The sequence below is a fragment of the Actinomadura coerulea genome (genome assembly GCF_014208105.1).
GTDB lineage: Bacteria > Actinomycetota > Actinomycetes > Streptosporangiales > Streptosporangiaceae > Spirillospora > Spirillospora coerulea.
Genome location: NZ_JACHMQ010000001.1, coordinates 5,841,463 through 5,860,820, shown reverse-complemented (window position 1 = coordinate 5,860,820; position 19,358 = coordinate 5,841,463). Strand labels below are relative to the sequence as shown.

The 19,358-nt window shown below is 70.9% G+C and carries 19 protein-coding genes, 1 tRNA gene and 1 pseudogene; 11 read left to right on the top strand and 10 right to left on the bottom strand.

Annotation, left to right across the window (positions count from 1 at the left end):
- Positions 1–618 precede the first annotated feature (618 nt).
- Positions 619–1,458 (top strand): annotated as a pseudogene (locus tag BKA00_RS26940) (IS5 family transposase).
- 165 nt (positions 1,459–1,623) lie between these two features.
- Positions 1,624–1,794, top strand: a complete 171-nt coding sequence (locus BKA00_RS26935) for a hypothetical protein (protein WP_185029434.1) — start codon at positions 1,624–1,626, stop codon at positions 1,792–1,794.
- A gap of 513 nt (positions 1,795–2,307) precedes the next feature.
- On the opposite strand, the gene BKA00_RS26930 is transcribed toward BKA00_RS26935, so the two are convergent.
- From BKA00_RS26930 to BKA00_RS26920, 3 genes are all read right to left on the bottom strand, one after another.
- A tRNA-Pro gene (locus tag BKA00_RS26930) sits at positions 2,308–2,381 on the bottom strand.
- 37 nt (positions 2,382–2,418) lie between these two features.
- Positions 2,419–3,045, bottom strand: a complete 627-nt coding sequence (locus tag BKA00_RS26925) for a class I SAM-dependent methyltransferase (protein ID WP_185029432.1) — start codon at positions 3,043–3,045, stop codon at positions 2,419–2,421.
- Positions 3,042–3,941 carry a metallophosphoesterase gene (locus tag BKA00_RS26920; RefSeq protein WP_185029430.1) on the bottom strand — a complete coding sequence of 300 codons (900 nt, stop codon included), beginning with the start codon at positions 3,939–3,941 and terminating at the stop codon, positions 3,042–3,044. The genes BKA00_RS26925 and BKA00_RS26920 overlap by 4 nt, the downstream gene beginning before the upstream one ends.
- Before the next feature lie 94 nt (positions 3,942–4,035).
- On the opposite strand from BKA00_RS26920, the gene BKA00_RS26915 reads away from it, so the two are divergent.
- Positions 4,036–4,488 carry a GatB/YqeY domain-containing protein gene (locus tag BKA00_RS26915; RefSeq protein WP_185029428.1) on the top strand — a complete coding sequence of 151 codons (453 nt, stop codon included), beginning with the start codon at positions 4,036–4,038 and terminating at the stop codon, positions 4,486–4,488.
- A gap of 35 nt (positions 4,489–4,523) precedes the next feature.
- Here the strand turns inward: BKA00_RS26915 and BKA00_RS26910 are convergent, their stop codons facing one another.
- Positions 4,524–6,821, bottom strand: a complete 2,298-nt coding sequence (locus tag BKA00_RS26910; RefSeq protein ID WP_185029426.1) for a transglycosylase domain-containing protein — start codon at positions 6,819–6,821, stop codon at positions 4,524–4,526.
- Positions 6,822–7,147: 326 nt separating this feature from the next.
- Here BKA00_RS26910 and BKA00_RS26905 point away from each other — a divergent pair, with 326 nt between their 5' ends.
- Entirely contained in the window at positions 7,148–7,459 is a 312-nt protein-coding gene (locus BKA00_RS26905) for a WhiB family transcriptional regulator (RefSeq protein ID WP_185029424.1), read from the top strand.
- A gap of 337 nt (positions 7,460–7,796) precedes the next feature.
- Here BKA00_RS26905 and bagB read toward each other — a convergent pair whose 3' ends face one another.
- Complete coding sequence (bagB, locus tag BKA00_RS26900) at positions 7,797–8,954, bottom strand: ATPase BagB (RefSeq protein WP_185029422.1); 1,158 nt, start codon at positions 8,952–8,954, stop codon at positions 7,797–7,799.
- Between the two features lie 88 nt (positions 8,955–9,042).
- Entirely contained in the window at positions 9,043–10,038 is a 996-nt protein-coding gene (gene bagA / locus BKA00_RS26895; protein WP_230298760.1) for an ATPase BagA, read from the bottom strand.
- Between the two features lie 235 nt (positions 10,039–10,273).
- On the opposite strand from bagA, the gene BKA00_RS26890 reads away from it, so the two are divergent.
- On the top strand, positions 10,274–11,314 hold the full coding sequence (locus BKA00_RS26890) for a slipin family protein (protein ID WP_185029418.1): 1,041 nt from the start codon (positions 10,274–10,276) through the stop codon (positions 11,312–11,314).
- 11 nt (positions 11,315–11,325) lie between these two features.
- On the opposite strand, the gene BKA00_RS26885 is transcribed toward BKA00_RS26890, so the two are convergent.
- Entirely contained in the window at positions 11,326–12,564 is a 1,239-nt protein-coding gene (locus BKA00_RS26885) for an MFS transporter (RefSeq protein ID WP_185029416.1), read from the bottom strand.
- Positions 12,565–12,646: 82 nt separating this feature from the next.
- On the opposite strand from BKA00_RS26885, the gene BKA00_RS26880 reads away from it, so the two are divergent.
- Complete coding sequence (locus BKA00_RS26880; protein WP_185029414.1) at positions 12,647–13,165, top strand: MarR family winged helix-turn-helix transcriptional regulator; 519 nt, start codon at positions 12,647–12,649, stop codon at positions 13,163–13,165.
- Here BKA00_RS26880 and BKA00_RS26875 read toward each other — a convergent pair.
- Entirely contained in the window at positions 13,155–14,102 is a 948-nt protein-coding gene (locus tag BKA00_RS26875) for an NADP-dependent oxidoreductase (protein ID WP_185029412.1), read from the bottom strand. The genes BKA00_RS26880 and BKA00_RS26875 overlap by 11 nt on opposite strands.
- Positions 14,103–14,230: 128 nt before the next feature.
- On the opposite strand from BKA00_RS26875, the gene BKA00_RS26870 reads away from it, so the two are divergent.
- Entirely contained in the window at positions 14,231–14,659 is a 429-nt protein-coding gene (locus BKA00_RS26870; RefSeq protein WP_185029410.1) for a winged helix-turn-helix transcriptional regulator, read from the top strand.
- Here the strand turns inward: BKA00_RS26870 and BKA00_RS26865 are convergent.
- A complete protein-coding gene (locus BKA00_RS26865; RefSeq protein ID WP_185029408.1) occupies positions 14,647–15,846 on the bottom strand; it encodes an FAD-dependent monooxygenase in 1,200 nt (399 codons plus the stop codon). The two genes, BKA00_RS26870 and BKA00_RS26865, sit on opposite strands and share 13 nt — an antisense overlap.
- A gap of 153 nt (positions 15,847–15,999) precedes the next feature.
- On the opposite strand from BKA00_RS26865, the gene BKA00_RS26860 reads away from it, so the two are divergent.
- From BKA00_RS26860 to BKA00_RS39295, 4 genes are all read left to right on the top strand, one after another.
- Positions 16,000–16,155 carry a Sp36 family protein gene (locus BKA00_RS26860; protein ID WP_185029406.1) on the top strand — a complete coding sequence of 52 codons (156 nt, stop codon included), beginning with the start codon at positions 16,000–16,002 and terminating at the stop codon, positions 16,153–16,155.
- 56 nt (positions 16,156–16,211) lie between these two features.
- A complete protein-coding gene (locus tag BKA00_RS26855) occupies positions 16,212–16,673 on the top strand; it encodes a RidA family protein (protein WP_185029404.1) in 462 nt (153 codons plus the stop codon).
- Positions 16,674–16,721: 48 nt separating this feature from the next.
- Complete coding sequence (locus BKA00_RS39300) at positions 16,722–17,576, top strand: NUDIX hydrolase (protein ID WP_230298794.1); 855 nt, start codon at positions 16,722–16,724, stop codon at positions 17,574–17,576.
- Between the two features lie 137 nt (positions 17,577–17,713).
- A complete protein-coding gene (locus tag BKA00_RS39295) occupies positions 17,714–18,505 on the top strand; it encodes an MBL fold metallo-hydrolase (protein WP_230298795.1) in 792 nt (263 codons plus the stop codon).
- Between the two features lie 10 nt (positions 18,506–18,515).
- Here BKA00_RS39295 and BKA00_RS26845 read toward each other — a convergent pair whose 3' ends face one another.
- Positions 18,516–19,202 carry a Crp/Fnr family transcriptional regulator gene (locus BKA00_RS26845; protein ID WP_067483689.1) on the bottom strand — a complete coding sequence of 229 codons (687 nt, stop codon included), beginning with the start codon at positions 19,200–19,202 and terminating at the stop codon, positions 18,516–18,518.
- Between the last annotated feature and the right edge of the window lie 156 nt (positions 19,203–19,358).

Here is a 19,358-nt window from a genome sequence, read left to right as displayed (position 1 = left end):
CGAAAGAGCTGTAGATTTCACCAGGACGGATGGACCTGGCCTGACTCGGATCGCGCCCTCTATGTTCTGGCCGCGCCTGGACAAACTGATCACAGATCCGGATTGCCTCGTGATCGGAATGTCTCTTGACAGATCGCTCACAAACTATCGCCCATGGCACCTCTCACCAGGTCCCTTTTTTTCTGCGGGGTGGAGTGACTGGCCAAGTCGGTCGCTGACCAGCCTAAATACCCCTGAGTGGACGATCATGCATGTCAACAGTGCCGGGAGATTGCGCATAGTTCGGGAGCTCACTTTGTTCCCGCTTCTCACGGACCCGCTGTTCGAGATCAACTACGAGGCCCTTCGGAGGCAGGGAAAAGAGGAAGTCATATGAGGTCGTTGGACATCCTCCTGCTCTTGCTCGGCCTCTCGGCATCACTGAATGCCGCCCTCTTTGCGTGCCTGGTTACCTGGAAGATTGGGGCCAAACCGGCGGAGATGGTCCGTAACGGCGCGGCGACATACGCTGGCGTGTTCGCCATTTGGATGCTGGTTGTGTCCACTTATCATCGCTAGGTCGTGTCTTACGGACTCGGCTGGCCGAGGTCGATCAGTACTTCGGCGTGTGATGGTGGCGTGATTGGTCGTCATGAGTTGACTGATGCCGCCTGGGTGCGGATTGATCCTCTTCTCCCTGCTCGTCCGCCCGTAGTGGCCGGTGGATCGATCATCGATGTTGGATCGGGAGCTTGTGCAAGTTGGCGACCGGGTGCATCGTGGCGGGATCTGCCCGAGCGGTATGGCCACTGGAAGAGCGTCTATGAGCGGTACCGGCGCTGGTCGGTGGCGGCATCTTCGACCGGCTCCTGCGTTACGTGCAGGTCCATGACGACTCTGCGGGCCGTATCGACTGGACCGTCAGGGTTGGACTCCAGCATCGTCCGCGCCCACCAGCACGCGGTCGGCGCCCGCAAAAGGGGAACCCGCAGGGACAAACCGGCGAGCCATCGGCCGCTCACGGGGAGGGTTGACCACCGAGGTCCACCTGGCCGTCGACGGTCGCGGCCTGCCCTCAGACTCTGGTGGTCACCGCCGGAACGTCAACGACTGCACCGTCTTCGGCCACGTGATGGCAGCCATCCGCGTGCCCCGGCAAAGACCGGAGCGCCCCCGCACCCGCCCCGACTGCGTCGTCGCCGGACAAGGCCTACTCCTCACGCGTAACCCGCTGCCACCTGCGAGGAAGCGGCATCACAGCCACCATCCCCGAACGCGCTGACCACCAGGCCGGACGCGCCCGGCGCGGCAGCCGAGGCGGACGCCCACCCACCTTCAACCCCGCCACCTACCGCCACCGCAACGTCGTCGAGCGCTGCATCGGCAAAACTCAAGCACTACCGCGCCATCGCCACCAGATTCGATAAATTCGCCCACCACTACCAAGCAGCACTCACCCTGGTCAGCACGCTCCTATAGCTCAACACCTGATCCACCGGACAGGACCTAGAGCGCGGACTCATCACCCTGCATCACGGGGCGCGATTCAACGCGCCCGACGCCCTTCGGCCGTTGGGGTTGCTGTCGCGGTCGCGTGCCGGCGGTTGGCACAACGCCGAGTACCTTCCCCAGATCGCGACGTACGTGGACGCGATCACCAACCTTCGGTACCCGGCCGAGCGGGTGCTCTTCGAGCTGCCTTCCGCAGCCCCGCAACTGGACCTGGCCATCGTCGCCGATGAGTCGAACGTTGTGATCCTCGGTGAGGCGAAGCGAGACCCCCGTGCGCTGGAACGCTACGTGAGGGCGTGTTGAGCCGGTTCGCCGACAGGGCGCGTCAGGACCTGAGACGAAGAAGCGAGGCGACGAGCAGCGGCAGCTTGCCTGGCGTCTGTGGACCGTCCGACCTCGCCTGACGTGGCTGATTGGCCCGGGTTGCAGGGCTGCGTTCGCGACTAGCGCGCCGCCGCTGCAACTGACGGCACTCCCATGCCTTCCGGATGCTGAGGCGGGCGGCCTCGCGGACCGGCCAGCACGGATGATGCCCCCGCCTGCCCTAGCGACGTTCTGCCCATAGCCTGCGGGAAGACGATCTGGTCTTGAGGTGGTCTCCCACTCCGAGGGGCAAAGCAGGGCGCGCGGATGTTGGAGGGGATGAACCGGTAGTTCAGATGGGGGCTGGAGGGAGCGGGGATGCGGCCAGCGGGTGATGGGGCGTGACCCTGGATATCGCGGGGTCAACGACCGAAGTCGGGGTCAGATGGGGGTCGAAAGATCTTGAGGCCGGTCTCCGTGAAGGAGAACCGGCCTCTGACCTGGCGGTTTCTGTCGGGGTGGCGGGATTTGAACCCACGACCTCTTCGTCCCGAACGAAGCGCGCTGCCAAGCTGCGCTACACCCCGGTGGCGGCTGCCCGGGAGTTGTACGTCCTCCCGGCGCCTAGTCCACCTTAGCGGATGCTGGGGAGTGGTGCGTCCCTGATTTTCGGGCTGTGAAGGCGGTCACGGCGCCCGAGGTGGTGAGGGTGATGTTGGTCAGGGAGGCCTTCTCCAGCCAGGTTCGGAGGTTGGTCCTGGTGCCTGGGTTGCCGAAGGCGCCTTGGCGCTGGAGGAGCTTGATCAGAGGGTCGCGGCCGGCGCCCTTGATGACGGTTGTGCCCTGGAGGGTGCCGCCTGGGCGTAGGACTCGGGTTAGTTCATGGAGGGCTGAGGGTGGGTCCTCCAGGCAGTGCAGGCCGTTGTAGGTCAGGCAGACGTCGAAGGTGTCGGTGGGGAAGGGGAGGTTGTAGATGTCTGCCTGGACGAGGGTTGTCGACTTGCGGCGGGCCCTCTTGAGCATGGTCTGGGAGAGGTCGGCTGCTACGTGACGGGGGTTGTCACGTATGGCCAAGCCGCCGCCGCAGGGGATGTCCAGGGTTAGGGCCGAGGGGTCTTGGGCGGCGATGAGCTCGTGAAGGTGGTCGACGTCGTAGTTCCAGAGGGCGCGGGCTCCCAGGCGGGAGAGGGCGCGGTTCTGGACGGCGAAGTCGTACAGGGTCGGTAGGAGGGGGGCGGTCTTCCAGTTCACCGTCGGGGGACGAGGGTGAGCAGGGAGGCCTCGGGCGGGCAGCAGAAGCGCATGGGGGCCTTCGGGGACGTGCCCAGGCCCGCGGAGACGTGGAGCCAGGAGCCGCGGTGCCTGTGGAGGCCCTTCACGCGGGGGCGGTCGATGCCGCAGTTGGTGGCGAGGGCGCCGTAGAAGGGGACGCAGACCTGGCCGCCGTGGGTGTGGCCGGCGAGGAGCAGGTCGTAGCCGTCGGCGGTGAAGCGGTCGAGGTTGCGGGGTTCCGGGGAGTGCATGATGCCGAGGTGGACGTCGGCCTGGGGGTCGACGGGGCCGGCGATCTTGTCGTAGCGGTCCCGGTTGATGTGGGAGTCGTCGATGCCGCCGAACTCGATGTCCAGTTCGCCGACCTTGAGGCGGCCGATGCGGTTGTTCAGGTCGAGCCAGCCGGCGGCCTGGAGGGAGGAGCCGAGCTCGCGGTAGGGGAGGTCGGGCTCGCGGCGGCGGCGGCCGTAGTCGGACTTGCTCGTGCGCCAGATGTAGCGGAGCGGGTTCTTCAGGACCGGGGAGTACAGGTCGTTGGAGCCGTAGACGAAGACGCCGGGGCGGTCGAGGAGGGGGCCGAGGGCGTCGAGGAAGGGGCCGATCGCGTCGCGGTGGGAGAGGGTGTCTCCGGTGTTGACGACGAGGTCGGGCTCCAGGGCGTCCAGCGAGCGGACCCAGTGGATCAGGCGGGATCTGCCGGGCGTGAGGTGCGCGTCGGAGATGTGCAGGATCTTCACCGGGGGGCGGCCGGGCGGCAGCACGGGCACGTCGAATCGGCGGAGGCGGAACCAGTTCCGCTCGATCAACGAGGCGTACCCGAAGGTCGCGGCGCCCGCGCCCAGTACTCCCAGCGGCACGGCGTGGATCTTTCGCACGGCTCTCCCTTCTCAGGGTTCCATGCTTTCAGACATGGGCGCCGGTCGGTAATCCTGATGAGGCGGAAGCTCGCGGACGGGCATGATGTTGGGCATGACCCTGAAGGAGAAGCTGGAGACCGATCTGTCGTCCGCGATGAAGGCGCGCGACGAGCTTCGCACGCGCACGCTGCGCATGGCGCTCACGGCGGTGAAGAACGAGGAGGTCGCCGGCAAGCAGTCGCGGACGCTTTCCGACGACGACGTCGTGAAGGTGCTCACGCGGGAGGCGAAGAAGCGGCGGGAGGCCGCGACGGCGTTCGGCGACGCGGGGCGCGAGGAGCAGGCGCAGGCGGAGCGGGACGAGGGCGAGGTGCTGGAGCGGTACCTGCCCGCGCAGCTGTCCGACGAGGAGCTGACCGCGCTGGTGGCGGACGCGATCGCCGAGACGGGCGCGTCGGGGCCCCGGGCGATGGGGCAGGTCATGAAGTCGGTGAATCCGAAGGTGGCCGGGCGCGCGGAGGGCGGGCGCGTCGCGGCAGAGGTGAAGCGGCAGCTCGCGACATGAGAAAGGGCCCGGCATCGCGCCGGGCCCTTTTCGCGTCAGTCGCCTGAGGGCGGTGCGCCGCGCTTCTTGCCGGCGCTCACGTAGAGGATGACGGTGGTGCCGGGCGGGACGGAGCTGCCCGCGTCGGGCGAGGTGGACACGACCGTGCCCTTCGGCTGGTCGGAGTCGACGGAGCCGGACGCGACCTGGACCTTCAGGTCGGCGCCCTTGAGCTTGGCGGTGGCGGCGGCGACCGTGAGGCCCTTCACCTGCGGGACGTTCGTGGTGTCGCCGAAGTCGCGGGTCGGGGTCTGGAAGCCGGGGGCGGGCTTGCCCGCGAGGGCGTTGCGCATGGACTGCTGCCACATGCCGCCGGGGATGTCCGCGCCGTAGACGCCGTAGACCTTGTACTGCCAGGGGCCGCGGAAGTCCCAGTAGGCGGTGGCGGCGGCGAGGTTCGGGGTGAACCCGGCGAACACGGCGCAGGTGAACTCTTCACAGGTTCCGGTCTTGCCGGCGGCGGGACGTCCGATGCCGCGTCCGGCGGCGGTGCCCTTGGTGAGGACGCCCTGCAGGATCGAGTTGACCTTGTCGGCGACGTCCTGGTCGAGGGCCTGGTGGCAGTCCTGCTTGGGAAGCTTGAGCTTCTTGCCCTCCGGGTCGACGACCTCGGTCACCGAGACGGGGGCGCAGTACTTGCCGCGGGCGGCGAAGCCGGCGTAGGCGGCGGCGAGGTGCACCATGTCGATGTCGTTGACGCCGAGGACCTGCGACGCGATCGGCATCAGGGGGTCGCCGGTGGCCTGCTTCATCCCGAACTTCTCGGCCATCTTGACGGCGTTGCAGACGCCGACGCGCTTCTCCAGGACGGCGTAGAAGGTGTTGACCGAGTGCCAGGTGCCGGTCTTCAGGTCGAAGTTGCCCTTCTCGCTGTCACCCGCGTTCGACAGCGTCCAGGGGCCGCCGCCGACCATGGCGTTCTTCACCTTCTTGCCGTCGAACATCCCGGTGTAGCGGCACGGCTGGAACCCGGTGACCGTGGTGGTCTGCGGCGAGTTGATGGTCGTGCTGACCGGGATGCCCTGGTCGATGGCGGCGGCGAGGGTGAAGACCTTGAAGGTCGAGCCCGCCGAGACGCCGCTTCCGCCGCCGTGCGCGGAGTCGGCCGGGAGGTTGATGGTCGTGCGTCCCTTGCCGGGGCCGTAGCGCTTGCTCAGCCCGATGGCCCGGATCTTGCCGGTGCCGGGCTCGACCATCGCCTCCGCGCCGACGCGGTTGCCGCCGGGGGCGACGGTGCCGCGCAGGGCCCTGTCGACGGCGTGCTGGTCGTCCATGTCGAGCGTGGTGCGGATGGTGTAGCCGCCGCGGTTCAGCTTGTTGACGACGTTCTGCTGCTGCTTCGGCTTGAGCTGCCAGTACTTGCCGTCCGACAGGATGTTGAGCATGTCGTACTTCACGTACTCGCAGAAGTACGGCGCCTTGCTGGTCTCGCAGCCGCCGACCGGGTCGGTGCGGTTCAGCTGGATGGGCTTGGCGGCCTCCGCGTCGGCCTGCGCCTTGGTGATGTGGCCCAGCTGCGCCATCCGGTAGAGGACGACGTCGCGCCGCTTGCGTGCGTCATTGGGGTTGCGGATGGGGTCGTAGGCCGTGGGGTTCTGGGTGATGCCGGCGAGCAGCGCGGCCTGGCCGAGCTCCAGCTTGGACGCGGGGATGCTGAAGTACCGCTTCGCCGCCGCCTGGACGCCGTACGCGCCGGCGCTGAAGTAGGCGACGTTCATGTAGCCCTCAAGGATCTGGTCCTTGGTGAGGCGCTGCTCGATGTCGAGCGCGTAGCGGAGCTCGCGCAGTTTGCGTCCGACCGTGGGCGCCGTGACCTCGCGGTACTCCTCCTCGGACTTGGCGCTGTCGACCAGGAGGTTCTTGACGTACTGCTGGGTGAGCGTGGAGCCGCCCTGCGTCTGCTCGGACTCGACGTTGGACGCCATCGCGCGGATGGTGCCCTTGAGGTCGAGCGCGCCGTGCTCGTAGAAGCGCGAGTCCTCGATGTCGATCATCGCCTGCCGCATGATGGGGGCGACCTGGTCGAGCCGGACGGACTCGCGGTACTTGTCGAAGAACGTGGCGACCGGCTTGCCGTTGCCGTCGTACATCACCGTCTTCTCGGACGGCGGCGTCGTCTTGAGCCGGCTGTCCATGTCCTCGAAGTTGTTGGCGGCGTCGCGGGCGGTCAGCCCGGCGCTGCCGACGGCGGGCAGCGCGATGAGCGCGACGATGAGGCCCGCCACCACCCCGGCACCTAGCAACCTGAACAGTGTGGACGCGGCCTGGGCCCGATCGTTCTTCGCAACGCGCACGGGGTCTAGGGTACGCGGGACGAGCAGTGCATTAGGGACAGGTCCCCCGGGGTTCGTGCTTTCCGGACCGACTGATCAGGTTCTTCGTCCGTTATGCCCTCATCGTGACAACCTGCGCGGTGTCTGGCGCGTCAACTACAGGTAACTAGTCCGTTCCGGCGGTATGGCCCCGGTGGGCTATATCGAGAATGGGCCCAACGGGGGCTGTTGAAACGTCCCTCGCTTCCGTAAGTTCTTCCCCACGGCTTTCGTTTGGCGGCCTGACGTCCGCGCCCGTCCGGCCAAGGAGCGCAAATCGACACAGACCCTAGGGGAGTGGGGCCAAGATGTGGATCACGGATTGGACCGCCCGCGCCGCCTGCCGTAACGCGGATCCGGACGCTCTGTTCGTGCAGGGGGCGGCGCAGAACCGAGCCAAGCTCATCTGCCGCGGCTGCCCGGTGCGCACGGAGTGTCTCGCCGACGCTCTCGACAACCGGATCGAGTTCGGTGTGTGGGGCGGGATGACCGAGCGGGAGCGCCGTGCGCTGCTGCGGCGGCGGCCGGATGTGCGCTCGTGGCGCGAGCTTCTGGAGACCGCGAAGGAAGAGTACGAGCGGTCGGCGGAGGTCGACGAGGAAGAGCTCGTCGCGAGCTGAGTTCGACGGGCCGCCGAGGCTCGTCCGGCAGCGGTTCGAGGACCGGCAAGGTCCGAATAAAGCGTGGCCGGTAGGCCCGTACCCCTTTTGGGTGCGGGCCTACCGCCGCGCCGTTAATGCCCGTTTCCGCTGATCAGAGTACGGAAGCGCGCACAATCCGAGAGACCGAGCGGCGTACGGTTTGCGGTGCTGCCGACCCGGTTCTTCTGATCGGCGCGCGTCGGTGCGAGGCTGAACCGCCGCCGTTCCGGAACGGTCGCGAGGATGCGTCCCGACACCGGGGAGGCCGTCGAAGTCGGCGAAAGGCCGGTGCTTCCGGCCCCGCTTCCGAGGCCCGTCAGGCGGCGGAGGGGGACGCGGCGGGAGCGGCGAGGTCCTCGCCGACCTGGCGCAGGCCGTCAAGGTCGTGGACGTCCTCAGCCTGCGCCGGGACGGCCGTGACCGGCACGGTCGGGTGCGTGGACGCGAAGTGGTCGCGCAGGCGCTCCTCGCGGGCCGCCAGTTGCAGGCGGTCGGTGTGCAGGCGCAGCAGTGCCGCGGTCAGCGCGTGCTCGCCGCGCTCGTCCAGCGTCTCGGCGGCGGCCTGGCTGCGGGCCGCGGACAGCACGTCCCCGGCGGACTCGTGGACGCGGTTGACGACGAGGCCGGCGAGCGGCATCCGCTCCTCGGCGAGGCGCTCGACGAAGTAGGACGCCTCGCGCAGGGCGTCGGGCTCGGGCGCGGCGACGACGAGGAACGCGGTGCCCGGGGTCTGCAGGAGCTTGAACGTCTTCTCGGCGCGCTCCCGGAACCCGCCGAACATCGTGTCGAAGGCGGCGACGAACGTCTGCACGTCGCGCAGCAGCTGCACGCCGAGGACCTTGTTGATGACGCCGGTGAACACGCCGAACCCGGCGCTGATCACCTTGACGCCCAGGCGGCCGCCGGTCTTGGCGGGGGCGGCGAGCAGCTTCATGAAGCGGCCGTCGAGGAAGCGGCCCATCCGCTCGGGGGCGTCCAGGAAGTCCAGCGCGTTCCGCGACGGCGGGGTGTCGACGATGATCAGGTCCCAGGCGCCGGAGCGGTGCAGCTGCCCGAGCTTCTCCATCGCCATGTACTCCTGCGTCCCCGACAGGCTGGACGACAGCGACTGGTAGAAGGGGTTGGCGAGGATCTGCTTGGCCCGGTCGGGGTCGGCGTGCGCCTCGACGATCTCGTCGAAGGTCCGCTTCATGTCGAGCATCATGGCGTGAAGCTCGCCGTCGCCGTCGATGTCGATCCGGCGGGGGTTGTTGTCGAGCTCCGACAGGCCCATCGACTGCGCGAGGCGGCGCGCCGGGTCGACGGTGAGGACGACGACGTCCCGGCCCCGCTCGGCGGCGCGGACGCCGAGCGCGGCGGCCGTGGTGGTCTTGCCGACCCCGCCCGACCCGCAGCACACGATGATCTTCGTGCGCGGGTCGTCGAGCAGCCCGTCGACGTCGAGCACCGGTGGGGTCCTGCTGGTCTGGCTCATCGGTTCACCTCTGCCGGTCGGTCCCCGCCCGCGCGGGGGGTCAGCCTCACCCAGGAGACGCCGCGGCCGGGACCGCGGGCGGGCGCGGTCATGCCGCGCCCTGGTCGCGGAGGGCGGCGGCCAGGTCGTAGAGGCCGGCCAGGTCCATGCCGTCGGAGAGCAGGGGGAGGGTGTAGCGGGGCCGGTCGACCGAGTCCAGGCGCTCCTTCTCGCGGCGCTGGAGGGCGGTGCGGCGGGCGTGGTCGGCGGCCTCCCCGGCGAGGACGGCGGCGATCGCCTCGGCGTCGTGCTCCAGGCCGGCGGCCTTCACGCCGCGGACGATCTCGTCGGTGTCGAGGGACCCGGCGGCGGCGACGGCGAGGTCGTCCTCGGCGAGGACGGGCTGGTGCTCCATGTTGACGATCACGCCGCCGACCGGGAGCCCGACGGCGGTGAGGTCGCGGATGCCGTCCATCGTCTCCTGGACGGGCATCTCCTCCAGGAGCGTGACGAAGTGCACGGCGGTCTCGGGGCTGCGGACGACCTTCATCACGGTGTCGGCGTGGTTGCGGACGGGGCCGACCTTGGCGAGGCCGGAGACCTCGTCGTTGACGTTCAGGAACTTCGTGATGCGGCCGGTGGGCGGGGCGTCCATCACGACGGCGTCGTAGACGAAGGAGCCGTCCTTCTTCTTGCGGCGCACCGACTCGGACGTCTTGCCGGTGAGGATGACGTCGCGCAGGCCGGGGGCGATGGTGGTGACGAAGTCGACGATGCCGAGCTTGGTCATCGCCTTGCCGGCGCGTTTGAGGTTGTAGAACATCTCGAGGTACTCGATGAGCGCCTCTTCGGTGTCGATGGCGAGCGCGTGGACGTCCCCGCCGTCGGGTGCGACGGCGACGCGGCGCTCCTCGTAGGGCAGCGGCGGGCAGTCGAAGAGCTGGGCGATGCCCTGGCGGCCCTCGACCTCGACGAGCAGCACCTTGCGGCCGCCGGCGGCAAGGGCAAGGGCGAGGGCGGCGGCGACGGTGGACTTTCCCGTGCCGCCCTTGCCGGTGACCACATGGAGGCGTACGCCGTCCCAGTCGGTGTCTCTCGCGCTCACCCGATCGACCATATCGTTCACTCGTCAAACACTTGAGGGGGCGGTCGCCCTCATGCAAGTGATCCCTGACACGGTTCCCCCGCCCGACGCTGTCATTCGGCCTGCCCGCGCGGTTAGCTTGAAAACGTGAGCCGTGTATGGACGGTTCCGTCCGGACCCTGACCGGTCCGGACGCCCGCCGGAGCTCCGGGGGCGCCTCCCGGGGCCCGGGCCCTCATGCGAAAGAGGTGCCGTGATGGAAGCGGTGGCCCTGATCATCGTGCTCGTCCTCGTCGTCGTCGGGCTGATCGCGCTGTCGTCGTCGATCCGGGTCGTGCAGCAGTTCGAGCACGGGATCGTGTTCAGGTTCGGGCAGGTCCAGCGGAACGGGCAGCTGCGTCCCGGCGCGGTGCGCACGCCGGGCCTGACGGTGATCGTCCCGATCGCCGAGCGCATGCAGAAGGTCAGCCGGCAGACGATCACGATGGGGGTGCCCGGCCAGGACGGGATCACCCAGGACAACGTGAGCGTCCGCGTGGACGCGGTGGTCTACTTCCGGGTGATCGACCCGGTGAAGGCGATCGTGAACGTGCACAACTACGGGTACGCGATCTCGCAGGTGGCGCAGACGTCGCTGCGGTCGGTGATCGGGCAGGCCGACATGCAGGAGCTGCTCGGCGAGCGCGAGAAGATCAACATGAGGCTGCGGGCGATCATCGACGAGATCACCGAGGGGCCGTGGGGCATCCTGATCGAGCGGGTCGAGATCAAGGACGTGTCGCTGCCCGAGGGCATGAAGCGGTCGATGGCCCGGCAGGCGGAGGCGGAGCGGGAGCGCCGCGCCCGCATCATCACCGCGGACGGCGAGTTCCAGGCGTCCAAGCGCCTCGCCGCCGCCGCGGAGATCATGTCGCAGGACCCGGCGGCCCTGCAGCTGCGCCTGCTGCAGACGGTGGTGGAGGTGTCCGCCGAGAAGAACAGCACGCTGGTGATGCCGCTGCCGGTGGAGATCCTGCGGTTCTTCGAGCGCGCCGCCGGCGGCCCGGGGCGCTCCGAGGACGGGGACGGTGGCGAGAGCAGGCTCGACCTCGGTGAGCGGCTCGCGAGGGCCGAGGCGGAGCTGGCCAAGGCGGCCGAGCGGCCGTCGACGCTGGAGTCGGCGGAGGACGTCCCGCCGGTCATCGGGCTGGACGAGCCGAAGCGAGGCGGGTCCGAGGTGGCCGCGCCGCAGGACGAGCAGCGGCGCGGCATCGGCGGTGCGGCGCGTGAGGCCCCGGAGGAGCAGCCGCCCCGCTGATCCCGCGGGTCTCACCGAGCCTGCGGCCGAGGTGAGGCGGTCGCGGCGTCCGGTGCGGCCTCGGGCATGGTCAGGCGCCGGACGCCCGGCACCGCCGCCGTGCCCAGGCAGGCCGCGCCGACCAGGAAGGCGGCCGTCCACAGCGGGGCGGAGGGGCCCCAGGCGGAGGCGGCCCATGGGGCGAGCGCGTAGCCGAGTGGCGCCGCGGCCAGCGACAGCAGCCAGTCGTAGGACGTCACCCGGGCCAGCGCCTGCGGCGGTATGGACATCTGCACGACGGTCTCCCAGGTGGGGTTGAGGACGCCGAGGCCGGTGAGCGCGAGCCCGTACGCCGCGATGAGCAGGGGCGCGGGCGCGGCGGCCGCGAACAGGGCCAGGGGCAGCGCCAGCGCGGCCAGGCCCGCGTTCGCGACGAGGACGGGACGGCGCGGACGGAAGCGGGCGGCGAGCAGCGCCCCGGCGACGAGCCCGGCCGCGCCCACCTGGACGGTCGCGATCCACACCCCCTCGCCGCCGAGCCGCTCGACGGCGAGGGCGGGGCCGAGGGTGAGCAGGACGGCGGACGTGCCGTTCCAGACGCCGTGCGCGATGAGGCTCGTCCAGTACCAGTCGCGCGAGCGGACCTCCGACCAGCCCTCCGCCAGGTCGGCCCGCAGCGAGCGCCTCGGGATCGGGACGTGCCCGACGCGCGTCAGGGCGAGGAGCGCCGCGCTCGCGGCGAACGACGCGGAGTCCAGCAGGAACGTCCAGCCGGGGCCGATGGTCAGCACGAACGTGCCGGCGAGGGCGGGCCCGGCGAGGCGGGTGGCGCCGTTGGCGACGCCCATCAGGGAGTTGGCCTTCTGGAGCCCGGACGGCTCGACGGTGCCGGCGATCAGGGGTGAGACGGTCGGCGTCTGGAAGGCCGAGGCCGCGCCGCCGATCACCTGGGCGGCGGCGAGGTGCCACAGCCGCGGCTCGCCGCTCAGCAGTTCCAGCGCCGCGAACAGCTGCGCCGCGGCGCCGGCGAGGTCGGTCGTGAGGGCGACGCCCCGCGCGTTGAGGCGGTCGGCGAGCACGCCGCCGAGGGGCAGCAGGAGCAGGCGCGGCACCATCGCGCAGCCGAGCACGAGGGCGAGCGCGGACGTGGAGCCCGTCGCCCGCAGGACGGCGAGCGCCAGCGCGGCGGGGACGGCGGCGTCCCCGGTCAGGGACAGGACGCGGGCGGCGAACAGCAGCCGGAAGTCCCGGCCGCGCAGGGGATGGGTCATGGTCGGACAATATAGTTCGTCACCGAACTAATCGACAACGAATTATTCGTCACCGAACCAAGAAACCGACTACGATCCCGGCATGGGCGACAGGGACCGGACCGACGAGCATGTGGAGCGGTGGGCGCCGATCGTGCCCGACCTCGATCCCGACATCGAGGGCGCCGTGACCCGGATGATCTTCTTCGTCAAGCACGTCCGGCGGCTGAAGGAGGAGCTGCTCGCCGCCTCCGGCCTGCAGCGGCACGAGTTCGACACGCTGCACGCGCTCGCCGGCCGGCATGGCACCGCCGCGCCCTCCCGGCTCGCCGCCGACCTCGCCATGCCCCCGAACTCGATCACCGGGCGGCTGGACGCGCTGGAGCGCCGCGGCCTCGTCCGCCGGTCCCCGTCCGCCACCGACCGCCGCCGGGTCGTCGTCGAGCTCACTCCCGCCGGACGCTCCGCCTGGCGCGACGCGATGGACGTCCTCGGCGTCGAGGAGACCCGCCTGCTCACCGCCCTCGACCCCGCCGAGCGCCGCACCCTCTCGGACCTCCTCCGCCGCGTCATGCTCCGCGCCGAACGCCCCGCCGACCCGCCGGAGGGCTCTACGGGGTGAGGACCAGCCGTCCGCGCAGGCCGCCCGCTTCCAGGCGCTCGTGGGCCTTGGAGGCCTCGGCGAGCGGGAGGGTGCCGGCGACGCGGGGGGTGAGGCGGCCCTCGTCCGCGAGTGCGGCGAGCGCGGCCAGCCGCGCGGCGTCCGCGCGTATCCACACGTTGTGGACGGTGATTCCGCGCAGCGGGATCGGCGTGGCCGGACCGCCGTTGACCGCCGCGAACGTCCCGCCGTTCCGGACGGCGTCGAGGGCCGCGACCGAGAGGAGGGCGGCGTCGAGGGCGCCGTCCACGCCGCCCGGTACGAGTGCGCGGACGCCGTCCCCGAGGTGCGCGCCGCGCGGGACGAACATGTCCGCGCCGAAACCGCGCACCAGCGCCTCGTCGGACGCGGATGCCGCGGCGACGACGCGCAGTCCGCGGTGGGCGGCCAGTTCGACCGCGTAGCCGCCGACGGCGCCCGCGGCCCCCGTGACGAGGAGTGTCGCTCCCGGGGGCAGATCAAGGAGGTCGAGGGCCTGCCAGGCGGTCAGCCCGTTCAACGGGATCGTCGCCGCCTCGGCGGCCGGGACCGACCGCGGCGCGGGCGCGACGGCGTCCGCGTCCAGGACGATCGCGTCCGCGTAGGCGCCCAGCGGCACGTCGAGCCGGTCCTTCAGGCCGATGGCCTCGTCGCCGGGGGCGACCCGGGTCACGCCCTCCCCGACCGCCTCGACGGTGCCGGCGACGTCCCAGCCGATGCCGACCGCGGGCCGCGAACCGAACGGCGGCATCAGGCCCGCGCCCGCGAGCGCCCCCGAGCGGGTCGCGGCGTCGACCGGGTTGACCGCCGCGGCCGCCACCCGGATCCGCACCTGGCCGGGCCCCGGGACGGGCATCGGAACGTCGGCGAGCTCCAGCGCATCGGGCCCGCCGGGTGTCCTCACGATGATCGCGCGCATGGCAGAACTCCCTGGACGAAGTGGGTAGGTGTGCGGGGGACCCCGCACCGGCCACTGTCGCCGGAACAGCCGCGGGCCGGAAGAGGTTACTTCGGAGTGCGTTCGGCACCCGGAGGTGAACCCGCGGCATGGCCACGATGACGGCGGCGGAGCGTCGCGAGCAGGAGAAGGCGGCGTTCGACGCCTACATGGACGAATGCCCGACCCATCAGCTGATGGGGATCATCGGCAACAAGTGGAGCATGCTGGTCCTCACGGAGCTGGCGCGCGGCACCCGCAGGTACGCCGAGGTCAGCAGAGCGCTCCCGGGCGTCAGCGCCAAGATGCTCACGCAGACGCTCCGTTCCCTGGAGCGAGACGGTCTCGTGGCGCGCAGCGTGACCCCGTCCGTGCCCGTCCAGGTCGAGTACACCCTGACCCTGCTGGGCGAGCGGATCGTGCCGCTGCTCACCTCCATCAAGGAGTGGGCCGGCCGCCACATCGACGAGATCAACGCGTCGCGCGAGCGGTACGACGGGACCCCAGAGCGCGGCGGGGAGCCCGATCACACGGTGTGAGGCGCCCGGCGCGGCTCGGGGTACTCCCTCAGCTTGATCGCCGTGGCGGCCTGCGTGGTCAGCTTGTTGAGGAGCTTGATGAACGGGCCCGCGGTCAGCAGCCGGTAGACCGTCGTGCGGCGGCGCAGCGCGCGTTCGTTCTTCGGGGCGAAGAACGGCCCGACGCCTCCCGCGACCCGCTGGCACGCCGTCGTGAACTTCTTGACGCGCTCCTCGTAGGCGGGGAACGCGGCGCGGTGGTCGCCGTCCGCGGCGGCCAGCTCGCCCGCGAGGACGTAGGCGCACACGACCGCGAGGCCCGTCCCCATCCCGCCGCAGGTGGCGCCGTAGCCGGCGTCGCCGAGCAGGGCGACCCGCCCCTTCGTCCAGGCGTCCATCCGGACGATGCTGATCGAGTCGCAGTAGAAGTACGGGGCGTCCCACATGTCGCGCATCAGGGCGCCGGCGTGCCAGCCCATGCCGGCGAACTTCTCGGCCAGCGCCCGCTTCTGGGCCTCCTGGTCGCGGCGGTGCGGCTCCAGTTCGTCGTCGGCGAAGACGCACATGACGTTCGCGCCGGTTCCGCCGCGGGTCGGGTACACCGACACGCCGCGCCCCACTTCGCTGTAGAGCTTGCCGGTGCCGATGCCGAGCCGGTTCGGCGCCTCGAAGATCGCGACGTGGTAGCCCGAGTCCCGGACGAACCGGGCCTCGTCGCCGAACGCGAGCCGCCGGACGTTCGAGTGCAGCCCGTCCGCGCCGACGACCAGATCGAACGTTCGCGGAGCCCCGCGCTCGAAGGTGACGTGGACGCCGTCGGCAGTCTCGGTCATGGACGCGATCGAGTCGCCGAAGACGTACCTGGCGGAGTCCCGGGTGAGCTCGTACAGGAGCTCGGCGAGGTCGCCCCGGTGGATCTCCACGTCCCCGCCGGTGAACGAGTCGGGCAGGGCGACCCGCGTCCGTCCTTCGGCGTCGATGAGGTCGAGCGCGCCGCCGTGGGTCTGCCTCCGCCGGATCTCGTCCAGGACGCCCATCTTCTCCAGCACCCGCATGTGCACCTCGCCGCGGAAGTCGACGGCCTGCCCGCCCGGCCGGATCGCCTCCGCCCGCTCCACGACGGTGACGTCGTACCCGTACCGCGCCAGCCAGTAGGCCAGGGACGGTCCCGCGATGCTCGCACCCGAGATCAGCACGCTCTTGCTCATCGTTCTCTCCGTTCGTCGTTGCCGTCGAACAAGAGATTCGCGACCCGCCCTGACCAAGCCCGCACCACCCGCTGACCGTCACCGTGCCGGTCCGTCAGCGCACCGGGGCGGGTTCGAGCGGGTCCGGGTATGGCGATCGCTAGGGTGAGGGCCATGAAGAAGTGGGAGTACGCGACCGTTCCGCTGCTGGTGCACGCGACCAAGCAGATCCTCGACAACTGGGGCCAGGACGGGTGGGAGCTCGTGACCGTCATGCCGGGGCCGAACCCCGAGAACCTCGTCGCCTACTTCAAGCGCGAGGTCCAGTAGCGGCGACCCTGCCGTAACAGCCCCGTCGTAACGGACCTCAACGAGGAGGAATGGCGATGAGCACGCCTGAAGAGCGGATCCGCGAGCTCGGAATCGAACTGCCGGAGGTCGTCCCGCCGGTCGCGTCCTACGTGCCGACGGCGCGGACGGGGTCGCTCGTCTACACCGCCGGCCAGATCCCCCTGGTCAAGGGCGAGCTGGGCGCCACCGGGAAGGTGGGCGCGGAGGTCAGCGCGGAGGAGGCGGCCCGGCAGGCGCGGATCTGCGCGCTGAACGCGATCGCGGCGCTGAAGGCGGAGGTCGGCGAGCTGTCGCGGATCGTGCGGATCGTGAAGGTCGTCGGGTTCGTCGCCAGCGCGCCGGACTTCCACGGCCAGCCGCAGGTGGTCAACGGGGCGAGCGACCTGCTGGCCGAGGTGTTCGGGGACGCGGGCAGGCACGCGCGCAGCGCCGTCGGCGTCGCCGTGCTGCCGCGGGACGTGCCGGTCGAGGTGGAGCTGATCGCCGAGGTGGCGTGAGGCCTCGGGCTTGACGGAACGCCATTCGGTATGTCCGAATGGCCCGCCATGGGGATCACCAACGGACTCAAGCTGCCCGAGTCGTTCCGGGGGCAGGTCGAGGACATCCTGGAAGGCCGGACCGAGCCGGTGCCCGCCAAGGACGCGGCGACCGTGGTCGTGCTGCGCGACCACGACGAGCACGGGCTCCAGGCGTTCATGCTGCGCCGCGTCCGGTCGATGGCGTTCGCGCCCGGCGCCTACGTGTTCCCCGGCGGCTCGGTCGACCCGCGCGACGGGGAGGCGGCGCTGGCGTGGTCCGGGCCGTCCCCCGCCGAGTGGGGCGAGGCGTTCGGCGCCGACGAGACGCTGGCCCGCGAGTTGGTCTGCGCGGCGGTCCGGGAGACGTTCGAGGAGACGCTCGTGCTGCTCGCCGGCCCGACCGGGGAGACGGTCGTGGACGACACGCGCGGCGACGACTGGGAGGCCGACCGGCAGGCGCTGCTGGACCGCTCCCAGTCGTTCGGGGGGTTCCTCCACCGCCGCGGCCTCGTGCTGCGGTCCGACCTGCTGCGCCCGTGGGCCCACTGGATCACTCCGAAGATCGAGCGCAGGCGCTACGACACCAGGTTCTTCGTCGCCGCGATGCCGGCGGGCCAGCGGGCCAGGGACGTCAGCACCGAGGCCGACCAGGTCGCCTGGGTGAGCCCGGCGGAGGCGGCCGAGCGGGCCGCGCGCGGCGAGTGGATGATGCTTCCGCCGACGGTCGCGACGCTGGCCGAGCTCGCCGGGTTCGCCACGGTGGCCGACGTGCTGGCCGCGCGACGGGAGATCGTCGTACAGGAGCCGGTCGCCGAGATCATCGACGGGGACGCCTACCTCGTCCTGCCCGAGGGCGTCGCGCGGCACTACCCGGGGGGCTGAGGAAGGTGGCCCGCCGGGTGCCGCGGGGCCAGGCCGTCCTGTGGCGGCTGGCGGGCACGTCCGCGCTCCGGCGGCTGGAGCGCCTCGGCTGGAACCCGGCCCGCCACCCCGATCGCGCCTCGGGCAGGATGGGAGACATGACGGAGATCGACGGGATGGGTACCGAACGGGCGACCTGCGTGCTCGCCCCGAACCCGTCCGCCATGACCCTCGACGGCACCAACACCTGGATCATCGCCGAGCCGGGCGCCGCCGAGGCCGTCGTCGTCGACCCCGGCCCGAAGGACGGCGTGCACCTGCGGCGCGTCCTGGAGACGGTGGAGGCGCAGGGGCGGCGGGTCGGTCTCGTCCTGCTCACGCACGGGCACCCCGACCACTCGGCGGGCGCCGGGAAGTTCGCGAAGATGGCGGGCGGCGGGGTCGGGGTCCGGGCGCTGGACCCCCGGCACCGGCTCGGCGACGAGGGCCTCGCGGAGGGCGACGTCGTCACCACGGGCGGTCTGGAGCTTCGGATCATGGAGACGCCGGGGCACAGCGACGACTCGCTGACGTTCTGGCTTCCGGCCGACGGCGCCGTCCTCACCGGCGACACCGTCCTCGGGTACGGGACGACCGTGCTGGAGGGGAGGCTCGGCGACTACCTCGGCTCGCTCGACCGGCTCCGCCGGTTCTCCGCCGACCGGGGGGCCGCGACGATCCTCCCCGGTCACGGGCCCAAGCTGGACGACCCGATCGCCGTCCTCGACCACTACATCGACCACCGCCGCGAGCGCCTCGCCCAGGTCGAGGCGGCCGTCGCCGCGGGCGCCCGCACGGCCCGGGAGGTCGTCGAGCGCGTCTACGCCGACGTGGACCGGTCGCTGTGGCCCGCGGCCGAGTGGTCGGTCCAGTCCCAGCTCGACTACCTCGCCGAGCGCGGGGCCGGCTGACCCCCTTCCGCTACTTCGAGCGCTTGCGGAGGCGCTCGATGTCGAGGATCACGACGGCGCGGGCCTCGATGCGCAGCCAGTTGCGCTGGGCGAAGTCGGCGAGGGCCTTGTTGACCGTCTCGCGGGACGCGCCGACGAGCTGTGCCAGTTCCTCCTGGGTGAGGTCGTGGTGGACGTGCAGGCCCGCCTCCGACGGCTGGCCGAACCGCTCGGCGAGGTCGAGCAGCGCCTTGGCGACGCGCCCGGGCACGTCGGTGAAGACCAGGTCGGCCATCACGTCGTTGGTCTTGCGGAGCCGCTGCGCGAGGGCGCGGAGCAGCTGCACGGCGACCTCGGGGTGGCCGGTGAGCCAGGGCCGCAGGTCGTCGTGGCCGAGCCCGGCGAGGCGGCACTCGGTGACCGCGATGGCGCTCGCGGTGCGGGGGCGCGGGTCGAACAGCGACAGCTCGCCGAACATCTCGCTCGGGCCGAGCACGCTCAGCAGGTTCTCGCGCCCGTCCGGCGCCGTCCGGGTCAGCTTGATCTTTCCTTCGAGGACGACGTAGAGCCGGTCCCCGGTCTCGCCCTCGTTGAACAGCGTCTGTCCGCGGGCGAGACGCACCTCGGTCACGTTGGCGCGCAGCGCCTTGGCACCCTGCTCGTCGAGAGCCTCGAAGAGCGGGGCTCTGCTCAGAACGTCCACGTCGCGATCGGTCACGCTATTCCTCCTCGAACACCTACTTGCCTAGTGTGACGTACGTCCCACCGCGTACGTGAAGGCAGGGTCACGGCGCGCCGAAACGCGGGACCAGGGGTGATCCGTCCCGGGGGGCGGCCGTGATCCCGTTCGCCCAGTGTACGGACCGCCGGGTGA